Below are 26,481 nucleotides of genomic sequence, written 5' to 3'. Positions count from 1 at the left end.
GAAGAACAATTATGATAACAATTAACTTTGTGTAACTACTTTGCCTCCTTCTTTATTTTTACTATAAACCTTACCTCTTGCTGCAATATCCCTATCAACCAGTTCTATCACTGCCATTGAAGCGCAATCACCCTTTCGAGTGCTAAATTTTATTATTCTAGAATACCCACCTTTACGATCTTGATAACGGCTGGCTAAGACGTTTAATAACTTATCAACTGCTAACTTACTATTATGAAGGCGTGAAAGCAAAAGTCTTCTACCATGTAAAGTATTCTTATTCTTAGCAATTGTAATAAACTTTTCGACATATGGACGAAGTTCCTTAGCTTTTGGTAAAGTAGTTACAATCTGCTCATGGTTAATTAATGAGATAGATAGATTCTTTAACGTCGATAATCTATGTTCAGTACAACGAGATAGTTTACGTTTTTTTATTCCATGTTTCATATATCACCTAATCTTCATCAGTATGTTGTTTAGCCAACTCATCTATATCCTTAGGTGGCCAGTTTAGCACATTCATACCCAAAGACAAGCCAAAATTAGTCAAAACTGCCTTAATCTCATTCAAAGACTTTCTGCCAAAATTAGCAGTTCTTAACATTTCACCTTCTGTCTTTTGCACAAGATCACCTATATAAGTGATGTTTTCGTTTTTCAGACAGTTATGAGACCTGACAGATAATTCCATTTCATCTACCTTACGCAATAAGACAGGGTCATAACCCAAATCTTTAGCACCACTAGACGAAGAAACCTGCGATTTTTTATAACTTACATCAGAACTAATAAAGGGCTGAAGTTGCTCCTGTAATATTCTTGCAGCAGAGTCAACAGCTTGACTCGGAGAAATTGTACCATCAGTTTCAATTGACAATATCAGCTTATCCTTATCAGTCACTTGGCCAACACGACTGTTCTCTACCCTGTACGAAACCCTGTTGACAGGGCTATACAAAGCATTAACTGGAATAAAACCAATTAAATCCTGTTCACTCATAAGCTTCAAAAGTTCATTTTCTTTATATTTAGTTACAGGAAGATAACCTTTTCCGCTAGCCACATATATGGTCATGTTAAGCTCCACATTTTGCCCCAGCGTACATATTAACAAATCTTTATTAACAATAGAGCATTGATCATCAGTTTCTATCATCCCAGCTAATACCTGGCAAGGCCCTTTAGCGTTTAAATTTAAGCATTTATTAGAAGCACCATTTAATTTACACCTCAACATACCCATATTTAATACTATATCAGTTACGTCTTCTCTCACCCCTTGAATTGAAGTGAACTCATGAGTTACACCTTCAATTTTTATTCCATAAACAGCACTACCTTTAAGAGAAGATAACATTACACGTCTTAATGCATTACCTAATGTTAAAGCAAAACCACTTTCCAACGGTTCTAGCACTATATCACTTTTTTCACTTGAATCATCTGATATTACCTTAACTGAACTAGGTTTAATCAATTTATCTAAATTGCTACAGAGAGAAACATCATTATTATAATACATAAAACAACCTTTTCAAATATCCTATACTCTTCTTTTTTTTCTTAACCTGCACCCATTATGAGGAATTGCGGTTTTATCTGCAATTGAAGTCACAGTCAACCCACAGCTCTGAAGTGCTTTAACCGCAGCTTCGGTACCAAAGCCAGGACCGCGAATTATTACAGAGACAACCTTCATACCAAATCTCTCCATTGCGTTCTTCGCAGCAGACTCCGCAGCCTTACCTGCAGCATAAGGTGTGGATTTTCTCGAACCTGAAAAACCATATGCACCCACAGAAGTTTGACATAGCGTATTACCATGAACATCAGTTACATTTACAAAAGTATTATTAAAAGTTGCACGAATATGGACAACACCAGTAATAAACTCCTTCTTACTCTTACTAACCGTTTTGACTTTTTTCATTAAAACTCACAATAATAATAAATTTTATTTTTTCCCAGCAATAGGCAACCGAGATCTACCTTTACGAGTCTTAGCATTAGTATGAGTCCTTTGCCCTCTCACAGGTAAACCTTTTCTATGTCTCACCCCTCTATAGCATCCCATTTCCACTAAAGATTTTATGTTCATAGCCACTTCTTTTCTGAGCTCACCTTCTATAACATAATTTTGTCTAATGAAACCGCTGATCTTTTCTATATCTTCATCTCGTAATTCTGAAACACGTTTGCGCTTATCAACTTCGCAAGCGTGACAAATTACATTCGCAGTAGCAATACCTATACCATATATATAAGTTAATGCAAAAGGAACACATTTCCTCACTGGAATATTTATGCCTGCAATACGTGCCACTGGTACCTCGATACTTTATTAATAACAACTCTTAATTTATACCATAAAACAACTCAGAGTCAAACCAAATTACAAGAAATTTTACTTTCAATCTCTTGCGTTACCTCATCAACACTCAAATTAGCGTCAATTGTTAATAATTTGCCTTTATAATACTCGCGTAAACCTTTCATTTGAAGGTGATATTCACTTATTCTCTTATTAATTGCAGACATATCAGCATCATCAATTCTTTTCTCTAACCTCGTACTTTTACATTTAGCACAAGTAGTACTCTTAAAAGAAGATACACTATATATGCTTTTACAGTCCAAACACGCGAGACGATTTTTTAACCTATCGATTGCAATATTATCGTCAAGCTGCAGCTCAACTACAATGTCAACATCCCTATTATATTTTTCTTGCAAAACTTGAGTCAAAAAATGAGCCTGGTTTAAATTTCTCGGAAAACCATCTAATAAGCAATTATCATCCACTAATGCAAGCTGGTCACGTAATAATCCACATATAATTTCATCTTGAATTAAATTACCAGATTCCACGGTACCCTTTATTTTTTTACCTAACTCACTACTGCTAGATATAATATTCCTTAATAAATCCCCTACTGAAATTAATTTTAAATTATATTTTGCTATTAACAAGCTTGACTGAGTACCTTTACCAGAACCTGGAGGACCAAAAATCGTAATGATCATCTTACTTTCCTCGTTTTAGACTCATATTTCTTTATCCAGTTGTCGTACCTATTTGAAAAAATATAAGATTGTATTTGCATAATAGTATCAGTAATAACGTTCACTATAATCAGTAAGCTCGTCCCACCAAAAATAAATGGTATATCATAATAATATCTCATAACTTCAGGTACAGTACATATGACTACCAAATACGCAGAGCCAATGAATGTCAACTTAAAAACTATATCTTGAAGGTAATCAGAAGTATGTTTCCCAGGCCTTCTACCAGGTATAAAACCACCATTTTTTTTAAGAAAATCTGCGTTTTCCTCTGGATTAAATATAAAATTGGTATAGAAAAAATTAAAAAATACTATCAGCACCAAATAGGCTACAATATATACTACTTTATTTGCCATAAAGTAATTCAAAATAAAATCAGAAAAAGCGTGCCCCTTATAGAAATTTGCAATTGAAATAGGTGTCAATAAAATTGCATTAGCAAAAATGGTTGGTACTACACCAGATAAATTAATCTTCAATGGAATATAAGTAAAATCGTCATTATGTAATCTTTTAAATTGCTTTTTAGGATGTTGAACAATAACCTTTCTATAAGAAGACTCTACAAAAATGACTAAGAGTAGCAGCAAAAAAAACAATACCAAAACAAAAAGGATAATAAATAACGATACGCTACCGTTTTTATTTAACGTTAACAAAGATGACAAAGCGCTGTGTAACTCTGATATTATACCCGTGAAAATGATTAATGAGATACCATTGCCTATACCGCTAGCGCTGATTCGTTCACCAAGCCATATTAAAAGCATAGTTCCACCTAAAAGGCTGAAAACACCTATTGTACGAAACATAACACCAGGTTCGATTACAACCAATACCCCTTCCCTATTCATCCCTTCCAATCCAACCAAAATTGGAATTGATTGAAATACACAAATTACTATGGTCAGATAGCGTATATAAGAATTCATCTTTCTACGGCCTGACTCTCCATCATTCTTAACTTCCTTCATTCCTTTAATCGCAGAAGAAAGTAACTGAATAATGATAGAAGCCATTATATATGGCATAACGTTCAATGCTAGAATTGTCATTCTAGCCAATGCACCACCAGAAAATAAATTAAATACTCCAAAAACGCCTGAGCCATCTTTGGGAAATATATCATTAATTACATCAAGATTAATTCCAGGAATAGGCACATAAGTACCCAAGCGATAGCAAATTAAAGCTATTAGCGTAAAAAATATACGCTTTAATAAATCGCCTTTATATAACAACGTAGGATCCAAGCTATTAAATGCTGATTTATTGCCCATGACTTACGATAGTATTTCCACACTACCACAAACTGAAGCTACAGATTTTTTTGCAGCTTCTGACGCAAAATCAACATGAAACACAAATTTTTCGCTCAACTTACCTTTATTAAGAAGTTTAATTTTATCCTTAATAGACTTTATAAAACCTAATTTATACAGCCTCTCCTTATCTATAACAGAGTCTTTCACTATTTTTTTAGCTTCCATTAAGCGCTGTATATCGCCAACATTAATTATAGAGTATATGCTCCTACGTATAGGCTTAAAACCTCTTTTAGGCAAACGAGTATATATAGACTGTTGTCCACCCTCAAAACCATTTATAGAAACTCCACTTCTAGCCTTCTGCCCTTTATGCCCTCTACCGGATGTTTTACCTTTACCACAACCGATACCTCTACCCAGCAACTTAGGCTTCTTTTTCTTAGATAATTTAGTAAATATAGAGTTTAATTTTACAGCATTATTCATACTTTACCTGTTTCCAACTATCTCGCTAATCTTTTTGCCTCTTTTGCTTGCTACCTGACGAGGAGATAACATACTATCAAAAGCCTTAAACACCGCACATATAACGTTATGAGGATTATTTGATCTAGTGGATTTAGCTACCACATCCTTTATACCTAACACCTCAAAAACTGATCTAATCGCTCCACCAGCAATAATACCTGTTCCGGCTCTTGCGGTTCTTAAAACTATCTCACCAGAACAAAATTTAGCTTTAATATCATGATGCAAAGTTCTACCTTCACGCAAGTACACTCTAATCATTGATTTCTTTGCAGCATTTACAGCTTTGACTCTTGCTTCAGCAACTTCTGCGTGCTTACCTATTCCACACCCTACCCTACCCTTCTCATCGCCAACAACAACCAAAATTGAAAATGAAAATCTTCTACCACCTTTGGTAACCGTTGTCACTCTTCGTACCGAAACTAAAAGCTCTGATAAATCATTATTATTTTGTAAATTCTTTATAGCCATATTCAAAACCTTCTAAAATTCAAATCCAGAACTTCTTAAAGCCTCAGCAAATTGAGAAACTAATCCTGTGTATTTATACGCTCCACGATCAAACGTAAGCTGCTGCTCTAATTTCATGCCAGACAGACGCTCAACCATTAAAGAAGAAACCTGTTTTATAGTTTCAGCGTTGACTTTCCCTTTACATACATCCTTAATTTTAGCATCCAAAGTAGAAGCTGAAGTGAGAGTTATTCCTTTTACATCATTAATTAACTGGACATAAAAATGCCTATTAGATTTAAATATGGATATACGTAAACGTTCAGCGCTCTTGTCAAGCTTCGCTCTATTACGTAACTTCCTTTTTTCAGAATTACTTAAAAAATTATACGATCTTTTCATTTTTATTACTTCTTTTTACTTACAACCTTACGCAGCATAAATTTGTCTTTTATTACAACACCCTTACCTTTATAAGGATCATATTTTCTAATTTTGCATATATCAGACGCCACCATATAGACCTTCTGCTTATCCATACCACTAACTACTAAGTGAGTTGGCTTTATGCACTTAATCTCAACATCTTTAGGCACTTTATATTTAACATTATGGCTATAACCAAGATATAAAGTCAAATACTTACCATCACACTCTGCCTTATATCCCACACCGTTAATCTCAAGATTAACAGAAAAACCATCAACCATGCCGTTAATGATATTATTAATATTACTCCTATAAGTGCCCCACATAGGCTTTATTTTATCATAATTATCTTTATCTTGATCAACAGAAAGCAATAGCTGATTATCAATAATCTGACACACAACATCCATGATCAAGCTAACTTCCTTTTCAGCCTTAGCGCTCTTTATTAACATACTACCATTATTATATTCAACTGAAACACCAGCAGGAATATTGATAGGAGCAGCACCTATACGAGACATGAATTTCTCCTATTATTTAAAACACACGACACAAAACTTCTCCACCAACCTTTAACTTATGTGCATTATAATCAGTCATCACTCCTTTGGGTGTCGATATAATAAAAATACCAAGACCATTATATGCTTTAGAAATGTCCTTATACTTAGAATAACGACGACAACCAGGCTTTGACACCCTAACTATGTCACTAATTACAGGTGACTTCTCATAATACTTCAATTTTACAATGAAAGAAGGTAAATTATCTACAACTTGCTTTTCATAATCAAGGATATACCCTTCCTCTTTTAAAATCTCCAATATAGAAGAATTCATCTTAGAAAATAGTACCCTTGTTGCCCTATGCATTGCCAATTGAGCATTACGTATCCTTGTTAAAAAATCACCAATACTATCAGATAACGCCACAATATACTCCTTATATTATATTTACCAACTAGACTTTGTAACTCCTGGAATTTGCCCAAAAGAACATAAATCACGCAAAACAATTCTACATAAACCAAATTTTCTATATACTCCTCTTGGTCTCCCAGTTAAAGCACACCTATTTCTAATTTTGGTTTTAGAAGAATTTCTAGGCAATTTTTTAATTAATTTATTTTGAGCTGTAAACCTTTCTACAATAGACAAATTCTTATTATTTATTATAGATTTCAATTTTTCTCTTTTTTCTTTATATTGATCGCACAACTTTATTCTGCGAAGATTTCTTTCTATCATAGATTTTTTTGCCATATATTTCTCCTCTCAATTAATCAAAAAAAGGAAATTTAAGAGCCAGTAATAATTCCTTTGCTTCCTTATCACTAACTGCACTTGTTATAATATTAATATCCATACCTCTAATTTTACTTATTTTATCATAGTCTATTTCTAAAAACGAGATATGTTCCTTTATACCAAAGGAAAAATTACCATTACCGTCAAATTGCTTCACACTAAATCCTCTAAAATCTTTTTCCCTTGGCAAAGCAATATATATCAATCTTTCTAAAAACTCATACATTTTATCTCTACGCAAAGTTACTTTGCAACCTACTGTAGCACCTTTTCTGATCTTGAAGCCAGAAATAGATTTTTTTGCAAAAGTTGATAAAGGCTTCTGCCCAGCAATCAAATATAGGCTATCAAGTGGTTCATTTATTGCTTTACTATCTGTAGCAGCATCTCCAACGCCCATATTGATACACACCTTGACAAGTTTAGGCACTTGCATTATATTGCCGTAATTAAACTTATCCTTCAAGGACTTTACTATGCTATCTTTATACAATTCTTTAAACATATCAACCTAATCTATCACTTCTCCAGAAACTTTTGCAAAACGCACTTTTCTACCGTTTATAACCTTAAACCCCACTCTAGTTGGAGTTTTATATTTAGGGTCCAATGTTGCAACGTTGGATATATCAATAGCTAACTCTTTATTTAATATACCACCACTACTACCAGCTTTTGGTTTAGTATGTCTCTTATGCACATTCACTCCAGAAACAATTACTTTCTTTTTAGCATCACGTGCTATAACTTTGATTACCTTACCAATTTTTCCCTTATCTTTACCAGTTAAAACTATAACGTCGTCACCACTTTTTATTTTAGCACTCATTATAAAACCTCAACAGCTAATGACATTATCTTCATAAAAGAACCAGATGATAACTTTTTTACCGGACCAAACACCCGAGTGCCAAGTGGTTCACCTTGATCATTAATCAAAACTACAGCATTGCTAGAAAAACGAATTACAGAACCATCAGATTTTCTAATAGGGCTTTTCACCCTCACCACAACTGCTCTATATACTTTTCCCTTCTCAACTTTCCCTCTTGGAGTAATAGATTTAGTAGATACAATAACTGTGTCACCTATAGATGCAGATTTTCTACCACCCAATAAACCAATACAAAGCACTGCACGCGCACCAGAATTATCAGCTACTTCCAACAATGTATTTTTTTGAATCATATAAATATCCTATTCAATGTGAGCTATTAACAATAACCCATTTTTTAGTAGTAGAAATAGGCTTGTGTTCTTGTATTAAAACCTTGTCCCCTTCTTTACAACTATTATTCTCATCATGTGCTGTATACTTCTTGTATTTTTTTATAACCTTTTTATACAGCTCATCCTTATACACTTGTAATACCGAAACCTTTACAGTCTTATCACACTTAGCCTTAGTTACAGTACCACAAAAAACCTTTTTAGGCATTCTTTTCCTCTCTTCTTCTTTTATTTAATGTAGTTAAAATACGAGCTATGCTCTTTCTTATTAAGCTAAAACGCGAAATATTGTTGCACTGGCCCAACTTCTTTTGAAAAACCAAATTAACAAACTCTTTTCTCAAATTCACAAGAATTTCATGCAATTCTTGCGAGGACCTCGATTCAATGTCAGCTATATCCATTGCAACTCCATTTAATTATGATTAGATACAAATTTACACTTCATAGGAAGCTTAGCAGTTGCCTTTTCAAGCGCCAATCTTGCTAAATGCATGGGAACATCACTGCTAATTTCAAACAACATTCTACCGGGCTTAGCTTTAAATACCCAAAACTCAACACTACCTTTCCCTTTACCCATACGCACATCCGCCGGCTTTTTACTAACAGGGGTATCAGGAAAAATTCTTATCCACACTTTACCAGAGCGTTTTAATGTTCTAGATATTACACGCCTTGCAGTTTCAATATGCTTAGATTGAATCCTACCTGCTTCCATAGCCTTTAGACCATAATCTCCAAAAGATAATGTGCTACCACCTTTCGTGTTACCCTTAATTCGTCCTTTAAATACTTTTTTATATTTACTTTTTTTAGGAATAAACATTTCAATATACCTAATTAGTTACCAATATAAACCCAGACCTTAACTCCTATGATGCCATATATAGTTTTTGCTTCAGCAAAAGCATAATCTATATTAGCACGTAAAGTATGCAAAGGCAAACGGCCTTCTTTATACCACTCAGTACGAGCTATCTCAGCTCCGCCAAGGCGCCCAGAACAACTTACTTTAATACCTCTAGCACCCATCCTCAAACAACTTTGAATAGCTTTTTTCATCGCTCTTCTAAATGAAACCCTTTTTTCTAACTGCTGTGCAATGCTGTTTGATATTAAAACTGCATCTATTTCAGACCTTTTAACCCCTACTACATTCACTTCCACATTATTTTTTACTTTTTCAGCTATCTTTTGCTTTATCTTCTCAATATCCGAGCCTTTCTTACCTATTATCACTCCAGGTCTAGAAGAATGTATTATTACAGATACCAAATCGATCGTACGCTCTATAATTACTTTAGAAACACCAGCATGCTTAAAAGATTCATTTATATAACTGCGAATAGATAAATCTTGATGCAACCCTTGTTTATAACCCTTCTCAGCATACCAAATAGATGACCAAGTATTAATTATTTTTAACCTAAATCCTTTAGGATTAACGTTTCCCATATTTTTGCACTTTCCTTATTAATTTTCTATTTTTATGAATCATATAATTTCCCCCAATTTTACAGTTATATTACTATAACGTTTACTAACTCTATTAGCTCTACCCATAGCTTTTGGACATACCCTACGCAAAGTAAGAGACTTACCTATTAAAATTTCTTTTATATATAAATTATCGATATCCAATCCATAATTTTGAGCATTAGCAATCGCAGAATTTAATACCTTCCTTATAAGACCTGCAGCTTTCTTTTCACAAAATCTTAATTGCACAGTGGCAAAAGAAACTTTTTTATTACGTACTAAACCAGCAACCAAATTCAATTTACGAGGAGTTGATTTTAAAACCATAGAACCAGCTTTAACTATTACATCTCTGTTTTTCATATCAATTACCTTCTTGTCGCCTTTTTATCACCACTATGCCCAGTAAATTTACGAGTGGGTGAAAACTCACCAAACTTATGACCTATCATATTCTGATCATTAACATTCACAGGAATGTAATCCTTACCATTATAAACAGCAAACTTTAAACCTAAACAATTAGGAAGAATTACAGAAGCCCTGGAATGAACTTTTATAGCCATGTTAACAAACCCCTTGTTTAAAGCATTATTCACCGACTTTAATATAGAAGGATGACAAAAAGGAGGCTTCCATGCAGATCTACTCATAAACTAACCTTTCAATTGTTTTATATACTTATCACTAGATTTATTTCTCCTTCGAGTTTTCTTTCCTTTTGTTGCAACACCCCAAGGAGTAACAGGATGACGACCACCAGAGGTTTTTCCTTCCCCGCCTCCATGAGGATGGTCAACCGGATTCATTGCAACTCCACGTACAGTAGGTCTAATCCCAAGCCACCTACTTCTCCCAGCTTTACCCAACTTTCTATTCTTATGGTCAGGGTTAGATACTACACCAATAGTAGCCTTGCAAGAAGATAAAATCAACCTAATTTGACCAGACCTGAGTCGTAATAAAACATATTGGCCATCACGACCAACGATTTGTGCATAACAACCAGCAGCTCTAGCAATCGCAGCACCATTACCTGGCTTCAGCTCAACATTATGAACGAAAGAACCAACAGGTATATGCTTGAGTAGTAAACAATTCCCTGGCAAAATATCAGCATCATTCCCAGCTGTAACAACATCACCTGGCTTCATACCTTGAGGAGCTAATATATAAGACTTAATATCATCTTCCTTATATGATATTAACGCCAAAAACCCACTTCTATTTGGGTCATACTCTATTTTTTCAACTATACCTTGACCACTTCTATTACGCTTAAAATCTATCACTCTATACTTCTTTTTGTGACCACCACCCCTATGACGAGTTGTAATTCTACCATGATTATTTCTTCCACCACTGGACTTTTTACCGGATGTAAGAGACTTTTCTGGCTCATCTTTTGATAAACCAACTTTACTTACTAACACAGTCCCACGAGAAGACGGAGTAACAGGATTAAAAAATTTCATACCCATACTAAACGCTCATTATATCTAATTTTTGACCATCCATCAAAGAAAAATAAACTTTCTTTTTCTGTTTTTCACAACCAATCACACCCCTAAAACGCCTATATTTAGGCTTAATTCTAACAACATTTATAGAAGAAATTTTAACATCAAATAGAGACTCTATTGCCAACTTTATTTGACGCTTATTTACATTTACAAAAACATACAAAGAATATTTATTAAACTTCTCCCTCAAAAAAGAGGCCTTTTCTGTAATTATAGGAGATTTTATTATATTATTATATTTGATCATAACAATCTACCTTCAAGATGCTTTAAAGTATCCTTTGTCAACATCACGCATTCGTGATTCAATATATCAAAAACATTTAACCCAATAGGTTTGATTAAGTCTACATAGTGCAAGTTTTTAGCCGCACGCAACAAATCATCTCCATAATCACCAACTATCAAAAAGGAAGAAAATTTAAAATTTTTAATACATTTACACATTTCAGACGTTTTCTTCACATCAATATTTAAATTATCCAGAATAATTACTTGATTATTTAAATACTTTAGAGATAAAGCAATTTTTAAACCAAATTTGCGTACCTTCTTATTAAGAGAATAAGTATGACTCCTCACAACAGGGCCGAAAATAATCCCACCACCTCTAAATTGAGGAGATCGCAAGCTCCCTTGTCTTGCCCTACCGGTACGTTTTTGATCATAAGGTTTAGCTGTTGTACCAGAGACATCACTAATACCTTTTGTTTTATGAGTACCAGCTCTTCTCTTCGCTAATTGCCATCTCACTATATCATGCAAAATACTCAATTTTTGCTTAGCAGAAAATATCAAAGGATTGAGCTGAGCAGTACCTACATTATCATTAGATAGATTAACTAAATTACATTCCATAACTAACTTACCAAATTACTAGCATCATCATTTACATCTAACAGTAAACCTACCGGAAAAGGAACATCTTTATGTAAAGATTTTTTAACTGCATCTCTTACAAAAACATAGGAATTTTTAAACCCAGGAACATTATTACCCTTCACAGCAATTATACTATTTTCATGATCAATGGATAATATCTTCATATTTTGTGCAGTTATCCTGCTGTTACCTAAATGACCAGCCATTTTCTTTCCTTTGAATACTCTACCAGGATCCTGACATTGGCCAGTGGAACCTTGTGATCTGTGAGCAATAGAAACACCATGAGATGCCCTAAGCCCACTGAAATTATGCCGCTTCATCACACCAGCAAATCCTTTACCTATAGAATAACCCGTAATATCAAGATATTGACCAACCACAAAATGATTGATTCCCACTTTTTTACCACATTCTATTCCCGACAGGTCATTTAATCTACTTTCGTATAACTTACATTTATTATTTATACCCTTTTTCTTTAAATATTCCAACTGAGGTTTTGCTATATTTTTAAAATCTCCTGTGCCTAAAATGACTGAATTATAGCCACATTTATCTTGTCCTTTTATATCAATAATATAAGTTTCGCTGAGATGCAATAAAGTTACAGCCATGCGACTATTGTCAGAATACATAGCAGTATGACCAATATTCATCATTAGTAAACCAATTCTCCTCAGCGAATTTATTCTCTTCATTTCCTTCTCCTAAACCTTAACTTCCTTGACTTTTAAATCCACTTCTACGCCAGCAGAAAAAGATAAACCTGTAAGCATCTGCATCATAGTAGGAGTAAGATCATGTAAAACAATCAAACGCCTAGAAGTTCTCATTTCAAACTGTTCACGAGATTTTTTATCAACGTGAGGAGATCTATTAACAATAAATTTAGAATCTTTCCTTGGCAACGCAATCGGACCAGATAATTTTGCACTGGACCGCTTTAATTCATCAACAAATTTTCGAACACACTCCTCCAATAAAGAACAATCGAAAGCCTTAATGTTAATATATATATCTTGCTTCATCTTAGTTACTACACTCACTCCAAAATTTCAGAAACAACACCAGAACCAACAGTTCTACCGCCTTCTCTTATCGCAAAACGCAATCCCTTATCCATTGCTATCGGTACTTGCAATTCTACTTCTACACTCACATTATCTCCTGGCATTACCATCTCCTTCCCATCTAGCAATTTTATGCTCCCAGTTACATCCGTTGTCCTTAAATAAAACTGTGGCTGGTAATTCGCAAAAAATGGTGTATGCCTTCCTCCTTCCTCTTTCTTTAATATATAAACCTCCGCCTTAAACTTTCTATGCGGTGTTATCGTCCCCGGTTTCGCTAATACTTGCCCTCTCTCCACTTCTTCTCTTTTTGTTCCTCTTAACAATATTCCTACATTGAGTCCTGCACTTCCCTTATCCAGCAACTTCTTAAACATCTCAACACCTGTGCATATCGTCTTTTGCGTCGCTTTCAGACCTATTATCTCTATCTCTTCTCCCGTCTTTATCTCTCCCTTCTCTATTCTTCCTGTTACCACTGTTCCTCGCCCCGATATCGAAAATACATCTTCGATTGGCAATAAAAATGGTAAATCCACAGGCCTTGGTGGAACCGCTACATATTCATCTAACTTTTCCATCAATTTGTCTATTGATTTCTTTCCATATTCGCTGCTGTCATCCTCCAGCGCCTTGAGCGCTGAACCAACCACCACAGGCACTTCATCCCCTGGAAATCCGTATTTACTCAGTAATTCCCTCACTTCCATTTCTACTAAATCTATCATATCAGCATCAGCAACATCAGCTTTATTTATATACACCACGATATATCCAACACCTACCTGCTTCGCCAGCAATATATGCTCTCTCGTTTGTGGCATTGGCCCATCAACCCCCGACACTACCAATATCGCCGCATCCATCTGTGCTGCACCTACTATCATGTTCTTTACATAGTCAGCGTGTCCAGGACAATCAACGTGTGCATAATGCCTTTTTTCCGTCTGATACTCAACATGCGCTGTTGCTATCGTTATCCCCCTCTTCCTTTCTTCTGGCGCTTTATCTATCTGATCGTACGCTACAAAATTTCCATAATGCTTCGTTATCGCCGCTGTTAACGTCGTCTTCCCATGATCCACATGTCCTATTGTTCCAACATTTACATGCGGCTTTCCAAATGCTTCCACTACTGCTGTCATAATTTAAACTTTTCTACCTAAAATACAAATACATCAATAAATAATATGTTGATTTTATAAAAATACAACAAAAAAAAGAGCGGATAGTGGGAATCGAACCCACGTCACTAGCTTGGAAGGCTAGAGCTCTACCATTGAGCTATACCCGCACAATGGAGGAGGTAGGATTCGAACCTACGTACGCTCACGCGGACAGATTTACAGTCTGTTACCTTTAACCACTCGGTCACTCCTCCGCAAAAATTTGTTAAGAGAATACTATTTTAGCATCTTAACTTAAGCTCTTATTGTATTTAATACTAAACGCCTAAAATTAAAAAATCAAGCAATAAAACCTACCCTGATTAAAATCACGCGGATTTCATTTTATACAACACAATATTGTCAATAAAACGTTTAAACAAATAATGCGAATCATGCGTACCTGGCGCTTCTTCTGGATGGTATTGCACAGAAAAGACTGGGTAATCCTTCATCATTATTCCCTCTACACTATTATCAAATAGAGAAATGTGAGTAATTTCAACATTACTTAGAAGAGAAGCTGAATCAACAACGAAACCATGATTTTGGCTAGTGATCTCAACTTTTCCACTAATTACATCATAAACTGGATGGTTACTCCCTCGGTGACCTATATCCATCTTGATGGTCTTTGCCCCCAAAGTAATCGCAAGTAATTGATGGCCCATGCATATGCCAAAAATTGGTATTTTAGATTTTATAATAATGTCTATTTCTGAAACTACACTTTCTCCTATTTCTTGCGGATCACCAGGACCATTTGAAAGCACTATCCCATCTGGATTCATACTCAACACTTTTTGAGCAAAACCTGTGCTTGGTCTGATTAATTCAACTGTACAACCAAGTTCTATTAAGCGTGAAACTATACTGATTTTTACGCCAAAATCAACGATTACAACCCTATATTTTGCATTAAGGTCACTTTTAAAATTACTATGCAAGCTGACTTTATTGGTTATTTCTATCCCATTTACAGATTTGTATTCCTTCAATTTGTCCAACGCATGCGCCTTACTCGATGAGCATATCATTCCATTTTGAGATCCATGTTCTCTCAAATGTCTCGTTAAAGCTCTAGTATCAACTCCTGATATCCCAATCACGTTATTTTTCTCTAACCAATCATTTAAACTGATATATGAAGAAGGGTGGGACATAGAAGAAAGTTCACGCATAACCACACCACTTGCAAAAATTTTCTTTCCTTCATTATCCTTATGGTTTATTCCAACGTTACCAATATGAGGAAAAGTGAACGTTATAATTTGATCGGCAAAAGAAGGATCAGTTATAGTATGCTGATAACCGGTCATACCAGTGGTAAAACAGACCTCACCTATGCATTTGCCTTTTTTACCTACTGATTTTCCCCAAAAGCACTTGCCATCTTGTAAAATTAAAACTGCGTCCTGCACTTCATTATCTATTTAACTGATTCAAAACAGTATACAAGAATTTCAAATAATACGTAACTCTTTCTAAAATTCCAAATTTAACCACGAAGCAGCAAAAAATAACATGAAAAACTTTTAATACAATCTTTCATATAAAATATATAGTTGACTACCTTCATATTTCGTATTAGATATAGGTAAATCATAAGTAAAGTGGAGGGTAATAATGAACACTGGTACAAATCAATCAAAAAAAATAAATGAGAAGTGGTTAGCTGGAGGAATTGGCGCGCTATTATTTGTAATGATGCTACCGTCGATTCTTCTTTTAGCAAAAATAGCTATAGGGCTAATTATGGTTTCAGTTGCAGCAATAGCGATAAAAGTTGCCTTAAAAACAATATCGAATGCTTTAGAGGATAAACAGGCAGATCAAAGCCAAGCGACGCAACAAACAACACAAAGTAAAATTATAAACCTGGCTATTGGATTAACATCTATATTCGTAGGAGGATTATTACTATTCATTATAGCACAAACTGGCTTAATTGCAGCATGTGCAGCTATAACTGCTTTAGCTCTACACGAATATGTTAAAAATCAAGAAATAGGAAAAGAGATAAATGATAAATTCGATAAGGTAGCTGACGATACAATCAATTTTATTGTTAGCAGTGTTGAAAAACTTATTCCAACAAAGCCGCCAGGCATAACAGCCTAAACTGTCTCCGTTCAGGGCATAAGTGTTACAAGTAGCATTATATAAAGCGATTAATGGCATCCTCCTGATAATAGAATAATTGTATCTGTTCAGGGGCATCGCAAATATTGAAGCAAAAGTGGTCAGCGCTTACTATACGAATATTGTGATTTGAATCCACTAGGGAGGATGTCATCCCAGTGCCCAGACACTGGGATCCAGGAATTTTGATTAGAGATTAAATTGGTGAGTATAAAAGTAGCTAATCCTACGTTAAAATACAACGTTTTTAATGGGACTGCGTAAAAGGGCTGGATTCCAGTGTCAAGCACTGGAATGACACCTTTGTGTTTGAGGCAAAACCTGCTATAACATTTCTTCGCAAACAAACGTTCGTACAGTTATGTATCAGCTACTTTCATGGCACCATTTGTTGTAAACTCACATTTCTCTATGATTATCTTTATTTGCCGCTTTCCCGAACGGATGCTCTACAGTTATTTCCTCATTAATAGAGCGAGGTGCACCGGAACCAGGTACAACGATATTCTCGTGCGATTGCATATCCTTCTTTTCCTCACATGGTGTTTGCTTAATGAAATGTACTGCTAAAACTTCATGTAAAGCTTTACCTTTTATAAGCACAGCCTCGTTTTGCTTAGCTAACTCTAAAATTTTCTTTGGTTCAACATCTTTACCGTCAATAGTTGATTTTTTAATACTAACTTGACCTAAATTTATATTTAGAACAACAGTACAGTTAAGGTCTTTTCCAGATTCATCTTTTGCACCCCAACTAATTTCGATGTCACATATTGCAAATTTTGTAAAGGAGTAGTTCCTCTATTGTTTCTCATTCTTCTCAATTGTTACTATTCTTTCACCATTGCTGTATATTTTTGCTCTTTTTACCTCGCTTTTCTCTTCTTCCATTCTTTTAGTTTTTTCAGTGAAAAGACGACTGGTTTCTAAACTTTGTTCAGGTTTAGTAATGTTGATATTAAGATGGTCATAATGATTAAGAAGACGGTTTGCATATGGACATGGCACATAACACCCATCAAAGAAAGCAATTGCACTACCAGTTTTTAGAAATTCTTGTCCATCGCTCATTCCTTCACCAATTCGAATAAGATATCTACCCAACCTCTTTTTAAAATTTTCTTTTACTCCTCCTGATCTTTAGAAGTAAGCTTCTTATCCAATATACCCATTATTTCTTTTCGCTTACTCAATACCACATAATTGAAAAGGAAAATATTATCCTCTCGATAATAATTTGCTATCTTGTCAAATGGATCTGCCGGCCAACCGTTATTATAATTTACAGAATCAGAAGAATCTTCACACTTATTATCCTTAAAATCAAAATTCAATCTTTCAAAATCTGATAATACTTTTTCTGCCCTATCTTCAAAAGACCGAAGTCCATCTTGAAGTTCTTTTCCATAACTCATTCCTTTGTCAATTTGAAGAACATATTGACCATATTTCTTTCTAAACTCCTCCTGTTCTTCGAGGAGAGGAAGATTCCTATCTAATATATCGATTATTTCTTTCCGCTTATTCAATATTACATAGTTAAAAAGGGCACTCTCCCCCTTCTTTTCATAATCGTCTGCTATTTTGTCAAAACACTTATTATCCTTAAACTCCAATTCCTCAAAATCTGAGAGCACACTTTGTACCTGAGTCTCATCGAATTGAAGATTTGCTTGAGTAGATAGAAGAGTCAACTTTTCTTCACTTTCCTTGGTACTCGAATTTTTGAAAAAACCATTCAATAGATTTACAATACTAGAAAACATTTCACACCTCTATTGTTATAAGTAAACTTAATTATATCTTAATGCTAAATGTTGTAAAGCTAAAATTAGAAACTAAAAAAGCTAACATAAGTTCTGCATTGTTTGCATCTTTATCAGGTTGTTAGGTAGAATTATTAAAGAACTAGTTGAACATATGTTATCAACTCCATCCACAAGTTCTCCGCTTGTTACTCCAGTTGCAATGAACACTGATTCACCTCTTGCCATATCTTTTACGGCGTAGACTTTTTCTGGGTCATCAATATTTAAATTTTTTGCTCTTTCTTTTAACTGATCTGTGTCAAATATCAATCTTCCCTCCATCTGCCCACCGATTGAACTCAGCGCTGCAGCCGCAAGCACCCCTTCTGGTGCCCCTCCTATTCCGATATACATATCATGATTGCCATTTACTAGTGAAACTACGGCCACAATATCACCATCATCTATTAGTTTAATTTTTGCTCCTAACTTCCTGATTTTTACTATTAATTCATTGTGCCTTTCACGATTAAGTATAGTTACCACGAGATCATTTACTTTGCATTTTTTTGCCTTGGCTAAATTGTCTAGATTCTTTTCAATGCTATTTTTTAGTGAGACTACACCCTCTGGAAGATTTTTTCCTACCGCTATTTTTTCCATATAAACATCAGGTGCATGTAAAAAATTACCTTTTTTCGTTGCAGCAAGAACAGACATTGCCCCTGGTTTGTAATGAGCACAAATCGTAGTGCCCTCAAGTGGGTCAACGGCAATGTCGATTTCAGGACCATTTCCAGTGCCAACCTTCTCGCCAATATATAGCATCGGTGCTTCATCTCTCTCACCTTCACCAATTACGATAGTACCATTTATTTCCATTGAATTTAATACTGTACGCATTGCATCAACTGCAACCTGATCAGCCTTTTTTTCATCGCCGAAGCCTGCTAGTTTATATGCAGCAAGCGCCGCAGCTTCGGTCACTTTAACTAATTTATAGGCTAAATCTTCCATCATTTGCTTTAAGAACTATATTCAATATGTATCATGATATATCATGCTGCTTGAAACTGCAATATGTCTTGACTGATTATTAGGGAGTTGATATAATATAAGCATTATAGTAGTGGGATTATAGTGATGATGATGTTAGAAATTTCTATCTAGATATAGATAGAATTACAGGACGTGATAACACAGTTACTAGTTTGGAAGAACTAAAAAGAGGTTAAGGAAAGAAGTTAATTTTCAAGATGAATGTGAAGGAGGCAATTCATTAGGGAACCTACTTCTAAAACATGCAACCGAAAATAACAACCTACGCGTTAAGGATTTTCTCCTCCAAAATGGGTGTGAACCCCTTCAACAAGAGCAAATAACCGCAGCAATAAACAAGGAAGAAGAGGCACCTAATGTAGAAGAGAATAGAGCAGACAGTAATGAAGTAGATTCTAGTAACTTCATAAACCCTGGTATGACTGCTGAAGTACTTTACGAGCAACTAATACAAGGGAAAGAAACAAATCTGGCAATTTTTGACTCGTTTGCAAATGCTGTAAGAGAGTCCAATATTACCGGCGATCGTGGCATATTTCTAGATGTTGTAAAATTGTTTACAGATTTAGATGCTGTAATCCATCTTACAGATACTGCTTCCAGAACTATATTGGGCATAGCTACAATAACAAAACAAGCTGACGTTGTTAAGGTACTTTTGGATAGTGGCAAATTTTATGAAGAAGAAAAATTTAACGCTCTGTGTCTTGCTATTACTCAGGATAATGCCCAAGAAGCTGAGCTATTTTAGGTTACGTGAGTCCTGCAAACAGGAAAGAGGCTTTACAAGTGGCCATACAGGTAGGTAAAACTGAAATTGTTAATGCGTTCTTGAATAGAGGTAAGCTTAATGAAGAAAATAGAGCAGAACCCAGCAGCAGTAATGGAAACATTGGTAGTAGACCTGTAGCAACAGTGCCTCCAGTTAGTACTAATGGTGATAATCGCAATCACGACAATGAAATACCTGTAGTAACAGAGACTAACCAAACTACCACGCCAAATATTGATAATGTTAATGGCCAATCAAATCATAATAACAAAAATAAAACGCCTGTAATACCAGAGGCTAAGCAAACTGCCACACCAAATAATGATAATAAAGCTAACGGCTTTGTAGATGCTCAATTTTCTGTGCCAAATGAAAAAGAAGCTAAATATAAAAAAAGCAAGGAAAATTTTTACACCTCATTAACAAAAGATGTTGTTGGAGTTGTTATTACAGGATTATTCATTACTGCTGCTGTGATGGTTCCATTTGTAACTGGTGCAGTGATTTGTGGTGTTATAGCTGCTTTGGTTGCAATAGCTACCGGGTTGCATGTAAAAAATTCTACATTACCAAGCTATAGAGAAATGGAAGAAAATAAAGTTGAACACGTCCAAAAAACTGCAAAAACGTTGTGATTCAATTTCGCTAGGGAGGATGTTATGCCAGTGCGTGACACTGGCATCTAATTTACCCAACACACTTAGATTTTATGCTAAACTGTGCTGCCACTAACTTTGCAACCGGTACTCTATAGGGTGAGCATGAAACATAATCCACCCCTGATTCGATGAGAAACTCTATAGATTTTGGATCTGCTCCATGCTCTCCACATATACCCAGTTTTATTTCTTTTCGGGTTTTTTTGCCTCTTTCAATGGCCATCTTGATTAACTCCCCTACCCCTTCGATGTCCAGCACTTCAAATGGGTCGTTTTCGAATATGTTGCTTTCCTTATAAGAATCGAGGAAATTAACTGAATCATCTCTTGAAAGTCCCATGGTTGTTTGCGTTAAATCATTAGTGCCAAAACTAAAGAACTCTGCATGTTTTGCTAACTTATCAGCAATCAGTGCTGCTCGTGGTAGCTCTATCATTGTTCCAATTGAGTACGCCTTGTCTGATGTCATTCCAGCGCGTGACGCTGGAATCTGCTTCTTGATCCTAGCTGAGATGACAGAGGATTCTTTCTTCACTAACTCGCATATCAAAACAAACTCTTTCTCATTCATGATAAAGGGGACCATGATTTCAGGCTCCACTTCTATCTTCTTTTCTTTCTTTAATTCACTTGCAGCACTAAGTATTGCCCTAATCTGCATGCTATATATTTCAGGATGAGAAATGGCAAGTCTACAACCTCGATGGCCAAGCATTGGGTTCTTTTCTGATAACTGTGCTATTTTATTTTTTACTGATTCAACTGACTTACTAAGTGATTTGGCGATTTTTTCTATAGTAGACTGATTATTGGGTAAAAATTCATGCAAAGGTGGATCAAGCAACCGTATAGTGACCTCCCTGCCCTCCATAATAGAAAATATTTCTTTGAAATCAGACTTTTGCATTTCTTCCAGTTTAATGAGCGCATTTGCCCTTTCATTTTCATCGTCAGCCATTATCAACTTTTGAATGAATTCGATTCTATCACTAGCGAAAAACATATGTTCTGTGCGACATAAGCCTATACCTTCTGCACCGAATTCTTTTGCAATTTTTGCGTCTTTTGGAGTATCAGCGTTCGCTCTCACTTTGACCGTTTTGATTTCATCTATCCAGTTGATTATCGTTTTGAATTCTTGCGATAATTCAGGTGAAATTGTAGGAAGAATGCCAAGCATAACCTCCCCTGTTCCTCCGTTGATGGTAATTGGTTCACCTTTATTTACTTTTGTATCCCCCACAGAAAAGAAAGTTCCATCTTTATCGATATAAAGTCCACTTACACTGCAAATGCATGGCTTACCCATTCCACGGGTTACAACAGCAGCGTGCGAGGTCATCCCTCCCCGTGCTGTTACTATGCCACTTGCAGCATTCATTCCATTAATATCTTCAGGACTCGTTTCTGACCTTACTAAAATCACTTTTTTACCCTGCTCTGCAGCTTTTTCAGCATCACTTGCACTAAACACTACATATCCAGAAGCAACCCCTGGAGAAGCCGGCAGTCCCTTCCCTATTACTTTTTGGTCACTCTTAACGTCAAGAACTGGATGCAATAAATTGTCAAAAGTTTTTGGATCAATTCTCAATATTCCTTCTTCTTTTGTAATCGTTCCTTCGTTTACCATATCAACTATTATGCGAATAGCAGCTTCAGCCGTGCGCTTGCCAGACCTAGTCTGCAAAATCCATAATTTACCGTCCTGTACAGTAAATTCGATATCCTGCATGTCTTTATAATGCCTTTCAAGTTTTTCACATACCGCGCATAATTCCAGGTAGACACTTGGCAGCAACTTCTCCATGGTGTTTTTTTGCTCTCCGTCAATTGGCATAGGAGTATAAACACCAGAAACCACATCCTCACCCTGAGCATTAACCAAAAACTCACCAAAAAGCTTTTTTTCCCCAGTTGAAGGATTTCGTGTAAATATCACACCAGTTGCAGAATTATCATTTAAATTACCAAAAACCATTGCTTGCACGTTGACCGCTGTTCCAAGGTTTTCAGGAATATTATGTATTTTTCTATAGGAAACAGCCCTATCATTTTTCCAAGAAGCAAATACTGCATTAACTGAGTTTAACAATTGCTCTTCAACGTTCTGCGGGAAATGTTTCTCAGTTTTTTCATATACTATCTTTTTAAAATCGTTAACAATTCTCTTTAAAACATCAACATCAAGATCAGCTAAGCTTTTTGCTCCACTCTTTTGCTGCTCATTATCAATAACATCTTGAAATAGGTGATGATCAAGCTGTAGTACAACATTGGAGTACATCATGATGAAACGGCAGTAGCTATCGTAAGCAAAACGTTCGCCACTTTTTTTTGCAAGCCCAACAACGGTTTCATCATTTAGACCAACATTTAAAATAGTATCAAGCATGCCCGGCATTGAACTAACACTACCAGAGCGTATGGAAATTAATAAGGGATTATTTAAATCCCCAAATTTACAACCGATGTCATTTTCGAGCATCGTCATGTAGTTTTTAATTCCACTACATATGTCATTCCAGTGCGTGACCACATTTTTTTCTGGATCCGAGTAATCAGATACTTGGATGACAGAAGATCTATTGTCTTGATAATAGACTTTGCAAGCAGAGGTGGAAATTGTGAAACCAGGTGGAACAGGAATGCCAACATTGCACATTTCTGCTAAATTTGCCCCCTTTCCTCCCAGCAGATTTTTCATTTCTGCATTGCCTTCGCATTTACCCTGGCTAAAGTAATGTATTAACTTTTCCCCCATCATTTTCTCCGGATTTTCACTGATAAACACATTGTACATATAGTTCCAATAAACCTGTGAGAACTTGAAACCTTAGGATAATAAATTTTACAAAATTTTGCAACAACGTTCCCTCTGGCAACATCAGTAAAGTTAACAAAAAAGATGACAAATTATTGAATTATTATCAATAAGAATATATAATATAAAGATACATTTAAAAATTTTTTTATGGCTCTTTCTAAGTTTCTCGACCCCAAGAATGATGTTGCGTTTCGGCGTATTTTTGGTACTGAAAAAAATAAAGACATCCTCATTCACTTTCTCAATGATATTTTGGGGTTCACTGGCAAAGATGAATAAAAGAAATAGAATTCCTCAGCACTATTCAAGATGCTGAAATTGCCTCTAAAAAACAAAGTATCGTTGATGTTCTTTGCAGGGATGAAAATGGGGTGCAAGTAATAGTCGAAATGCAAGTTGCCAAAACTAAAGGCTTTGAAAAACGCGCTCAATATTACGCTGCTAAAGCTTATTCAAGGCAAGTTGATAAAGGTGATCAATATCAGGGTCTTAAAGAAATCATTTTTATAGCTATTGCTGATTGTATTCTCTTTCCTAATAAATCTGAGTATAAGCCAGATCATGTAATGTTAGACAAAGATAGCTATGAACATGATTTAAAAGATTTTTATTTTACATTTATTGAGTTACCAAAATTTCCTAAAACTAAAGAAGACCAATTGGAGAGTATAGTTGAAAAATGGATCTATTATTTTAAATATGCAGATGAAACTAGCGAAGAAGAATTGGAAAAGATAATAGGTAGTGATGTAATAATTAAAAAGGCATATGAAGAACTAAATAGATTCAACTGGTCAGAGAAAGAATTTATTGCCTACGAACAGGAAATAAAACGTATTCGTGATGAACGGGCTGTTCTTGAACAAAAACTTGATGATGCTAAAAAGGAAGGAAAAATTGAAGTTGCAAAAACAATGCTAGCTAATAATGTTGATGTCACCACTATTGTTAAGTTTACTGGCCTCTCCATGAGTGAGATCAAAGAATTGCAGAATTAAGTGGACCCGCAAACGGTTACACGAAATAATGCTGCAGCCTGACCAGATGATAAGTACATTTAGCCTATTTATCTTTATACTTTCATGTCAATTTTATAAATCAAATTTATTTCTGTGAGTAGCTACAATTTAAAGACCTTGCTTCATCAATGTAATGGAACAAAACCTTTTTAGTAAGTTCAAAACCCTCTAAAGTCTCTCCTTCGCATCTTGCTGTAATGCAGTTTTGCGTATTTGATACCCTAAGAAGCCACCAACCTTTATTATCGGTTACCTTAACACCATCAAGATCTGAAAATACAATATTTTGCTGCTCCAGTGTTTTCTTTATTGACTCAATTATTTGAAACTTTTTCTCATCTTTCACTACAATCTTCACTTCATGAGTGATATATAACTTCGGTAAATCCTCAATCACCTGAGATAGGCTTTGGTTTTTCTTAAGCAAAATGTCAACTGCTTTAACAGCAGAATATAGCCCATCATCAAAACTTAGCTCAGAAAAGAAGAAGTGCCCGCTTAATTCACCAGCAAACTTTGCCTCTTCCTCTACCATCTTCTTCTTAACTAGTGAATGTCCAGTAGCACAGGTGATAACTTGCCCTCCTAACTTGCTAACAAAATCATGCACTTTCATACTCATTTTTACGTTAGCAATAACTTTGCTTTCTGGATATTCCTCCAACACTTCACGTGCAAAAATTATAAATAAATGGTCATTGGAAACAACGTTGCCTTTATTATCAATTAAGCGCACCCTATCGCTATCGCCATCTAGCGCAATGCCAAGATCACATCCATATTCCTTCACAATGTCAATTAATTGAGCAAGATTTTTTTCCTCTATGGGATCTGGATCATGCAGTGGAAATGCCCCATCTATAGAGTTATTGGTTACGATGTGCGTATGACCAGGCAAGATCTTTTCAATATACCTTATAATTCCACTTGCTGGACTATTTCCACAATCCCAGGCTATTTTTAATTTCTGTGTAGTATTATTCTTCACTGCACTTTTCAATATGCTAATGTACTCACTATATATATTTATGTTAATTAAGCTTCCAATTCTTGTGCTGTTTTTAATTGGACTGCTTATAATTTCCTTCATTTCTTGATCTGAGAAGACTTTTTTATTACTAAAAAATTTAAAGCCATTATATTCGCTGGGGTTATGAGAGGCAGTTATTATGATACCAAGATCCGCCTGTGTGATTTGTGTTGCAGCGTAAAGCATAGGTGAAGAGCATAGTCCAACGCGTATAACATTTGCACCGGATAAAGTTAAGCCCCTAATTAATTCTCTTTCTATACCTGGTGAATCTATTCTGCTGTCGTAGCCGACACAAACACTAGCTACGGTTTGGCCAAACTTTCTACCTATCTCGTACCCATCATTAATCTGCAAATCTTTGCCTACTATACCTCTAATATCGTATTTTCTTATAATGGTATTGTCCATACTGTACTTCTTGAAGTGACTACTATATAACATTTTGGCCAAATGCTCAAGTTTATTTATCCAACAATTAGTTGACTCTTTAAAGAAATCTGTTAATATTATAGTATATTTTTTAAAATGTAAAATTATGCCACAGGAAAACGAAAATGTATTTATAGCTGAAAGTCAAAGTTTAGATGTAGATGAACAGCAGAAAAAGGATATTTTAGATGTGATTGAATCTTGTAGCAGCTTTCAAGAGACTATAAAACAATTGGAGGAAAAAATTTATCTGGTATTTTATTGGCCCTTTACGCAAAGATGAGGACATTACAGGACAGATAAATTGAAAGTGGGAAAAGGAGTTCCAAAAATTTGAGCAATCAATAAATGAAACACATAGAGAATTTGAAGC

The 26,481-nt window shown here is 35.2% G+C and carries 38 protein-coding genes, 2 tRNA genes and 1 pseudogene; 5 read left to right on the top strand and 36 right to left on the bottom strand.

Annotated features, from left to right (window positions below; translation table 11 throughout):
• Positions 1–21: 21 nt before the first annotated feature.
• From rplQ to carA, 30 genes are all read right to left on the bottom strand, one after another.
• Entirely contained in the window at positions 22–450 is a 429-nt protein-coding gene (rplQ, locus tag HUB95_RS02405; protein WP_007550873.1) for a 50S ribosomal protein L17, read from the bottom strand.
• A gap of 7 nt (positions 451–457) precedes the next feature.
• A complete protein-coding gene (locus HUB95_RS02400; RefSeq protein WP_012673178.1) occupies positions 458–1,525 on the bottom strand; it encodes a DNA-directed RNA polymerase subunit alpha in 1,068 nt (355 codons plus the stop codon).
• Positions 1,526–1,546: 21 nt separating this feature from the next.
• Positions 1,547–1,933, bottom strand: a complete 387-nt coding sequence (gene rpsK, locus HUB95_RS02395) for a 30S ribosomal protein S11 (RefSeq protein ID WP_197907160.1) — start codon at positions 1,931–1,933, stop codon at positions 1,547–1,549.
• Positions 1,934–1,957: 24 nt separating this feature from the next.
• Positions 1,958–2,326 carry a 30S ribosomal protein S13 gene (gene rpsM, locus HUB95_RS02390; protein WP_010962745.1) on the bottom strand — a complete coding sequence of 123 codons (369 nt, stop codon included), beginning with the start codon at positions 2,324–2,326 and terminating at the stop codon, positions 1,958–1,960.
• 59 nt (positions 2,327–2,385) lie between these two features.
• Positions 2,386–3,027, bottom strand: a complete 642-nt coding sequence (locus HUB95_RS02385) for an adenylate kinase family protein (RefSeq protein WP_007550178.1) — start codon at positions 3,025–3,027, stop codon at positions 2,386–2,388.
• Positions 3,024–4,352, bottom strand: coding sequence for a preprotein translocase subunit SecY (gene secY / locus HUB95_RS02380; RefSeq protein WP_010962747.1), 1,329 nt, complete (start codon positions 4,350–4,352; stop codon positions 3,024–3,026). The genes HUB95_RS02385 and secY overlap by 4 nt, the downstream gene beginning before the upstream one ends.
• A 3-nt stretch (positions 4,353–4,355) precedes the next feature.
• Positions 4,356–4,826: a 50S ribosomal protein L15 gene (gene rplO / locus HUB95_RS02375; RefSeq protein ID WP_141456930.1), complete on the bottom strand. Its 471-nt coding sequence runs from the start codon at positions 4,824–4,826 to the stop codon at positions 4,356–4,358.
• Positions 4,827–4,829: 3 nt separating this feature from the next.
• The gene (gene rpsE, locus HUB95_RS02370) at positions 4,830–5,342 is read right to left on the bottom strand and encodes a 30S ribosomal protein S5 (RefSeq protein WP_010962748.1); all 513 of its coding nucleotides are present in this window, start codon (positions 5,340–5,342) and stop codon (positions 4,830–4,832) included.
• Positions 5,343–5,354: 12 nt separating this feature from the next.
• Positions 5,355–5,726 carry a 50S ribosomal protein L18 gene (gene rplR, locus HUB95_RS02365; protein ID WP_006279867.1) on the bottom strand — a complete coding sequence of 124 codons (372 nt, stop codon included), beginning with the start codon at positions 5,724–5,726 and terminating at the stop codon, positions 5,355–5,357.
• A gap of 5 nt (positions 5,727–5,731) precedes the next feature.
• Complete coding sequence (gene rplF, locus HUB95_RS02360; protein ID WP_209452496.1) at positions 5,732–6,277, bottom strand: 50S ribosomal protein L6; 546 nt, start codon at positions 6,275–6,277, stop codon at positions 5,732–5,734.
• Between the two features lie 16 nt (positions 6,278–6,293).
• Positions 6,294–6,689 carry a 30S ribosomal protein S8 gene (gene rpsH, locus HUB95_RS02355; RefSeq protein WP_007551150.1) on the bottom strand — a complete coding sequence of 132 codons (396 nt, stop codon included), beginning with the start codon at positions 6,687–6,689 and terminating at the stop codon, positions 6,294–6,296.
• Between the two features lie 21 nt (positions 6,690–6,710).
• Positions 6,711–7,019 (bottom strand): 30S ribosomal protein S14, encoded by a 309-nt coding sequence (gene rpsN / locus HUB95_RS02350; RefSeq protein WP_006279345.1) that lies wholly within the window; start codon positions 7,017–7,019, stop codon positions 6,711–6,713.
• 16 nt (positions 7,020–7,035) lie between these two features.
• Positions 7,036–7,569, bottom strand: a complete 534-nt coding sequence (gene rplE / locus HUB95_RS02345; RefSeq protein WP_010962750.1) for a 50S ribosomal protein L5 — start codon at positions 7,567–7,569, stop codon at positions 7,036–7,038.
• A gap of 6 nt (positions 7,570–7,575) precedes the next feature.
• The gene (gene rplX, locus HUB95_RS02340) at positions 7,576–7,893 is read right to left on the bottom strand and encodes a 50S ribosomal protein L24 (protein ID WP_410543621.1); all 318 of its coding nucleotides are present in this window, start codon (positions 7,891–7,893) and stop codon (positions 7,576–7,578) included.
• Positions 7,893–8,252, bottom strand: coding sequence for a 50S ribosomal protein L14 (gene rplN, locus HUB95_RS02335; protein WP_006279348.1), 360 nt, complete (start codon positions 8,250–8,252; stop codon positions 7,893–7,895). Before rplN ends, rplX begins: the two co-directional genes overlap by 1 nt.
• Positions 8,253–8,265: 13 nt before the next feature.
• On the bottom strand, positions 8,266–8,502 hold the full coding sequence (gene rpsQ / locus HUB95_RS02330; RefSeq protein ID WP_007549925.1) for a 30S ribosomal protein S17: 237 nt from the start codon (positions 8,500–8,502) through the stop codon (positions 8,266–8,268).
• Positions 8,495–8,698: a 50S ribosomal protein L29 gene (rpmC, locus tag HUB95_RS02325; protein WP_006279350.1), complete on the bottom strand. Its 204-nt coding sequence runs from the start codon at positions 8,696–8,698 to the stop codon at positions 8,495–8,497. The genes rpsQ and rpmC overlap by 8 nt, the downstream gene beginning before the upstream one ends.
• A gap of 11 nt (positions 8,699–8,709) precedes the next feature.
• Entirely contained in the window at positions 8,710–9,123 is a 414-nt protein-coding gene (gene rplP, locus HUB95_RS02320) for a 50S ribosomal protein L16 (RefSeq protein WP_010962752.1), read from the bottom strand.
• 14 nt (positions 9,124–9,137) lie between these two features.
• Entirely contained in the window at positions 9,138–9,752 is a 615-nt protein-coding gene (rpsC, locus tag HUB95_RS02315) for a 30S ribosomal protein S3 (protein ID WP_010962753.1), read from the bottom strand.
• A 39-nt stretch (positions 9,753–9,791) separates the two neighbouring features.
• Positions 9,792–10,139, bottom strand: coding sequence for a 50S ribosomal protein L22 (gene rplV / locus HUB95_RS02310; protein ID WP_209452495.1), 348 nt, complete (start codon positions 10,137–10,139; stop codon positions 9,792–9,794).
• 5 nt (positions 10,140–10,144) lie between these two features.
• Positions 10,145–10,429, bottom strand: a complete 285-nt coding sequence (rpsS, locus tag HUB95_RS02305; RefSeq protein ID WP_006279181.1) for a 30S ribosomal protein S19 — start codon at positions 10,427–10,429, stop codon at positions 10,145–10,147.
• A 3-nt stretch (positions 10,430–10,432) separates the two neighbouring features.
• The gene (rplB, locus tag HUB95_RS02300) at positions 10,433–11,257 is read right to left on the bottom strand and encodes a 50S ribosomal protein L2 (protein WP_015589143.1); all 825 of its coding nucleotides are present in this window, start codon (positions 11,255–11,257) and stop codon (positions 10,433–10,435) included.
• 1 nt (position 11,258) lies between these two features.
• On the bottom strand, positions 11,259–11,546 hold the full coding sequence (locus HUB95_RS02295) for a 50S ribosomal protein L23 (RefSeq protein WP_015589144.1): 288 nt from the start codon (positions 11,544–11,546) through the stop codon (positions 11,259–11,261).
• Entirely contained in the window at positions 11,543–12,157 is a 615-nt protein-coding gene (gene rplD, locus HUB95_RS02290; protein ID WP_015589145.1) for a 50S ribosomal protein L4, read from the bottom strand. Before rplD ends, HUB95_RS02295 begins: the two co-directional genes overlap by 4 nt.
• 2 nt (positions 12,158–12,159) lie before the next feature.
• Complete coding sequence (gene rplC / locus HUB95_RS02285; protein ID WP_006279218.1) at positions 12,160–12,882, bottom strand: 50S ribosomal protein L3; 723 nt, start codon at positions 12,880–12,882, stop codon at positions 12,160–12,162.
• Between the two features lie 9 nt (positions 12,883–12,891).
• Positions 12,892–13,212 (bottom strand): 30S ribosomal protein S10, encoded by a 321-nt coding sequence (gene rpsJ, locus HUB95_RS02280; RefSeq protein ID WP_012673184.1) that lies wholly within the window; start codon positions 13,210–13,212, stop codon positions 12,892–12,894.
• 14 nt (positions 13,213–13,226) lie between these two features.
• The gene (gene tuf / locus HUB95_RS02275; RefSeq protein WP_010962309.1) at positions 13,227–14,399 is read right to left on the bottom strand and encodes an elongation factor Tu; all 1,173 of its coding nucleotides are present in this window, start codon (positions 14,397–14,399) and stop codon (positions 13,227–13,229) included.
• Positions 14,400–14,477: 78 nt separating this feature from the next.
• A tRNA-Gly gene (locus tag HUB95_RS02270) sits at positions 14,478–14,548 on the bottom strand.
• Between the two features lie 4 nt (positions 14,549–14,552).
• A tRNA-Tyr gene (locus HUB95_RS02265) sits at positions 14,553–14,635 on the bottom strand.
• 114 nt (positions 14,636–14,749) lie between these two features.
• Positions 14,750–15,841, bottom strand: coding sequence for a glutamine-hydrolyzing carbamoyl-phosphate synthase small subunit (carA, locus tag HUB95_RS02260; protein WP_015589146.1), 1,092 nt, complete (start codon positions 15,839–15,841; stop codon positions 14,750–14,752).
• Between the two features lie 205 nt (positions 15,842–16,046).
• Between carA and HUB95_RS02255 the strand changes: the two genes are divergently transcribed.
• A complete protein-coding gene (locus HUB95_RS02255; RefSeq protein WP_015589147.1) occupies positions 16,047–16,541 on the top strand; it encodes a hypothetical protein in 495 nt (164 codons plus the stop codon).
• 420 nt (positions 16,542–16,961) lie between these two features.
• Here HUB95_RS02255 and HUB95_RS06050 read toward each other — a convergent pair whose 3' ends face one another.
• The 4 genes from HUB95_RS06050 to glpX form a co-directional block, all read right to left on the bottom strand.
• The gene (locus tag HUB95_RS06050; protein WP_197907157.1) at positions 16,962–17,165 is read right to left on the bottom strand and encodes a hypothetical protein; all 204 of its coding nucleotides are present in this window, start codon (positions 17,163–17,165) and stop codon (positions 16,962–16,964) included.
• A 198-nt stretch (positions 17,166–17,363) separates the two neighbouring features.
• On the bottom strand, positions 17,364–17,666 hold the full coding sequence (locus HUB95_RS06045) for a hypothetical protein (protein ID WP_244662792.1): 303 nt from the start codon (positions 17,664–17,666) through the stop codon (positions 17,364–17,366).
• Between the two features lie 20 nt (positions 17,667–17,686).
• Positions 17,687–18,328 (bottom strand): hypothetical protein, encoded by a 642-nt coding sequence (locus HUB95_RS06040; RefSeq protein ID WP_244662791.1) that lies wholly within the window; start codon positions 18,326–18,328, stop codon positions 17,687–17,689.
• Positions 18,329–18,409: 81 nt separating this feature from the next.
• Complete coding sequence (glpX, locus tag HUB95_RS02245; protein WP_209452526.1) at positions 18,410–19,327, bottom strand: class II fructose-bisphosphatase; 918 nt, start codon at positions 19,325–19,327, stop codon at positions 18,410–18,412.
• Between the two features lie 460 nt (positions 19,328–19,787).
• Between glpX and HUB95_RS06035 the strand changes: the two genes are divergently transcribed.
• Together HUB95_RS06035 and HUB95_RS06030 are read left to right on the top strand one after the other, a co-directional pair.
• On the top strand, positions 19,788–20,120 hold the full coding sequence (locus HUB95_RS06035; protein WP_244662790.1) for a hypothetical protein: 333 nt from the start codon (positions 19,788–19,790) through the stop codon (positions 20,118–20,120).
• Positions 20,121–20,125: 5 nt separating this feature from the next.
• Complete coding sequence (locus tag HUB95_RS06030) at positions 20,126–20,776, top strand: hypothetical protein (RefSeq protein WP_244662789.1); 651 nt, start codon at positions 20,126–20,128, stop codon at positions 20,774–20,776.
• Between the two features lie 52 nt (positions 20,777–20,828).
• Here HUB95_RS06030 and ppdK read toward each other — a convergent pair whose 3' ends face one another.
• Complete coding sequence (gene ppdK / locus HUB95_RS02235) at positions 20,829–23,564, bottom strand: pyruvate, phosphate dikinase (protein ID WP_174516890.1); 2,736 nt, start codon at positions 23,562–23,564, stop codon at positions 20,829–20,831.
• Positions 23,565–23,774: 210 nt separating this feature from the next.
• Here ppdK and HUB95_RS02230 point away from each other — a divergent pair.
• Positions 23,775–24,625 (top strand): annotated as a pseudogene (locus HUB95_RS02230) (Rpn family recombination-promoting nuclease/putative transposase).
• 106 nt (positions 24,626–24,731) lie between these two features.
• Here HUB95_RS02230 and HUB95_RS02225 read toward each other — a convergent pair.
• Positions 24,732–26,087: a phosphomannomutase/phosphoglucomutase gene (locus HUB95_RS02225; protein WP_227738550.1), complete on the bottom strand. Its 1,356-nt coding sequence runs from the start codon at positions 26,085–26,087 to the stop codon at positions 24,732–24,734.
• 127 nt (positions 26,088–26,214) lie between these two features.
• Between HUB95_RS02225 and HUB95_RS06420 the strand changes: the two genes are divergently transcribed.
• Entirely contained in the window at positions 26,215–26,391 is a 177-nt protein-coding gene (locus tag HUB95_RS06420) for a hypothetical protein (protein WP_338062224.1), read from the top strand.
• Positions 26,392–26,481 lie beyond the last annotated feature (90 nt).

It is taken from the genome of Wolbachia endosymbiont of Ceratosolen solmsi (genome assembly GCF_017869155.1).
Taxonomy (GTDB): domain Bacteria; phylum Pseudomonadota; class Alphaproteobacteria; order Rickettsiales; family Anaplasmataceae; genus Wolbachia; species Wolbachia pipientis.
The sequence above is the reverse complement of the archived record's forward strand: the minus strand, read 5'-3'. Positions and strand labels throughout refer to the sequence as shown.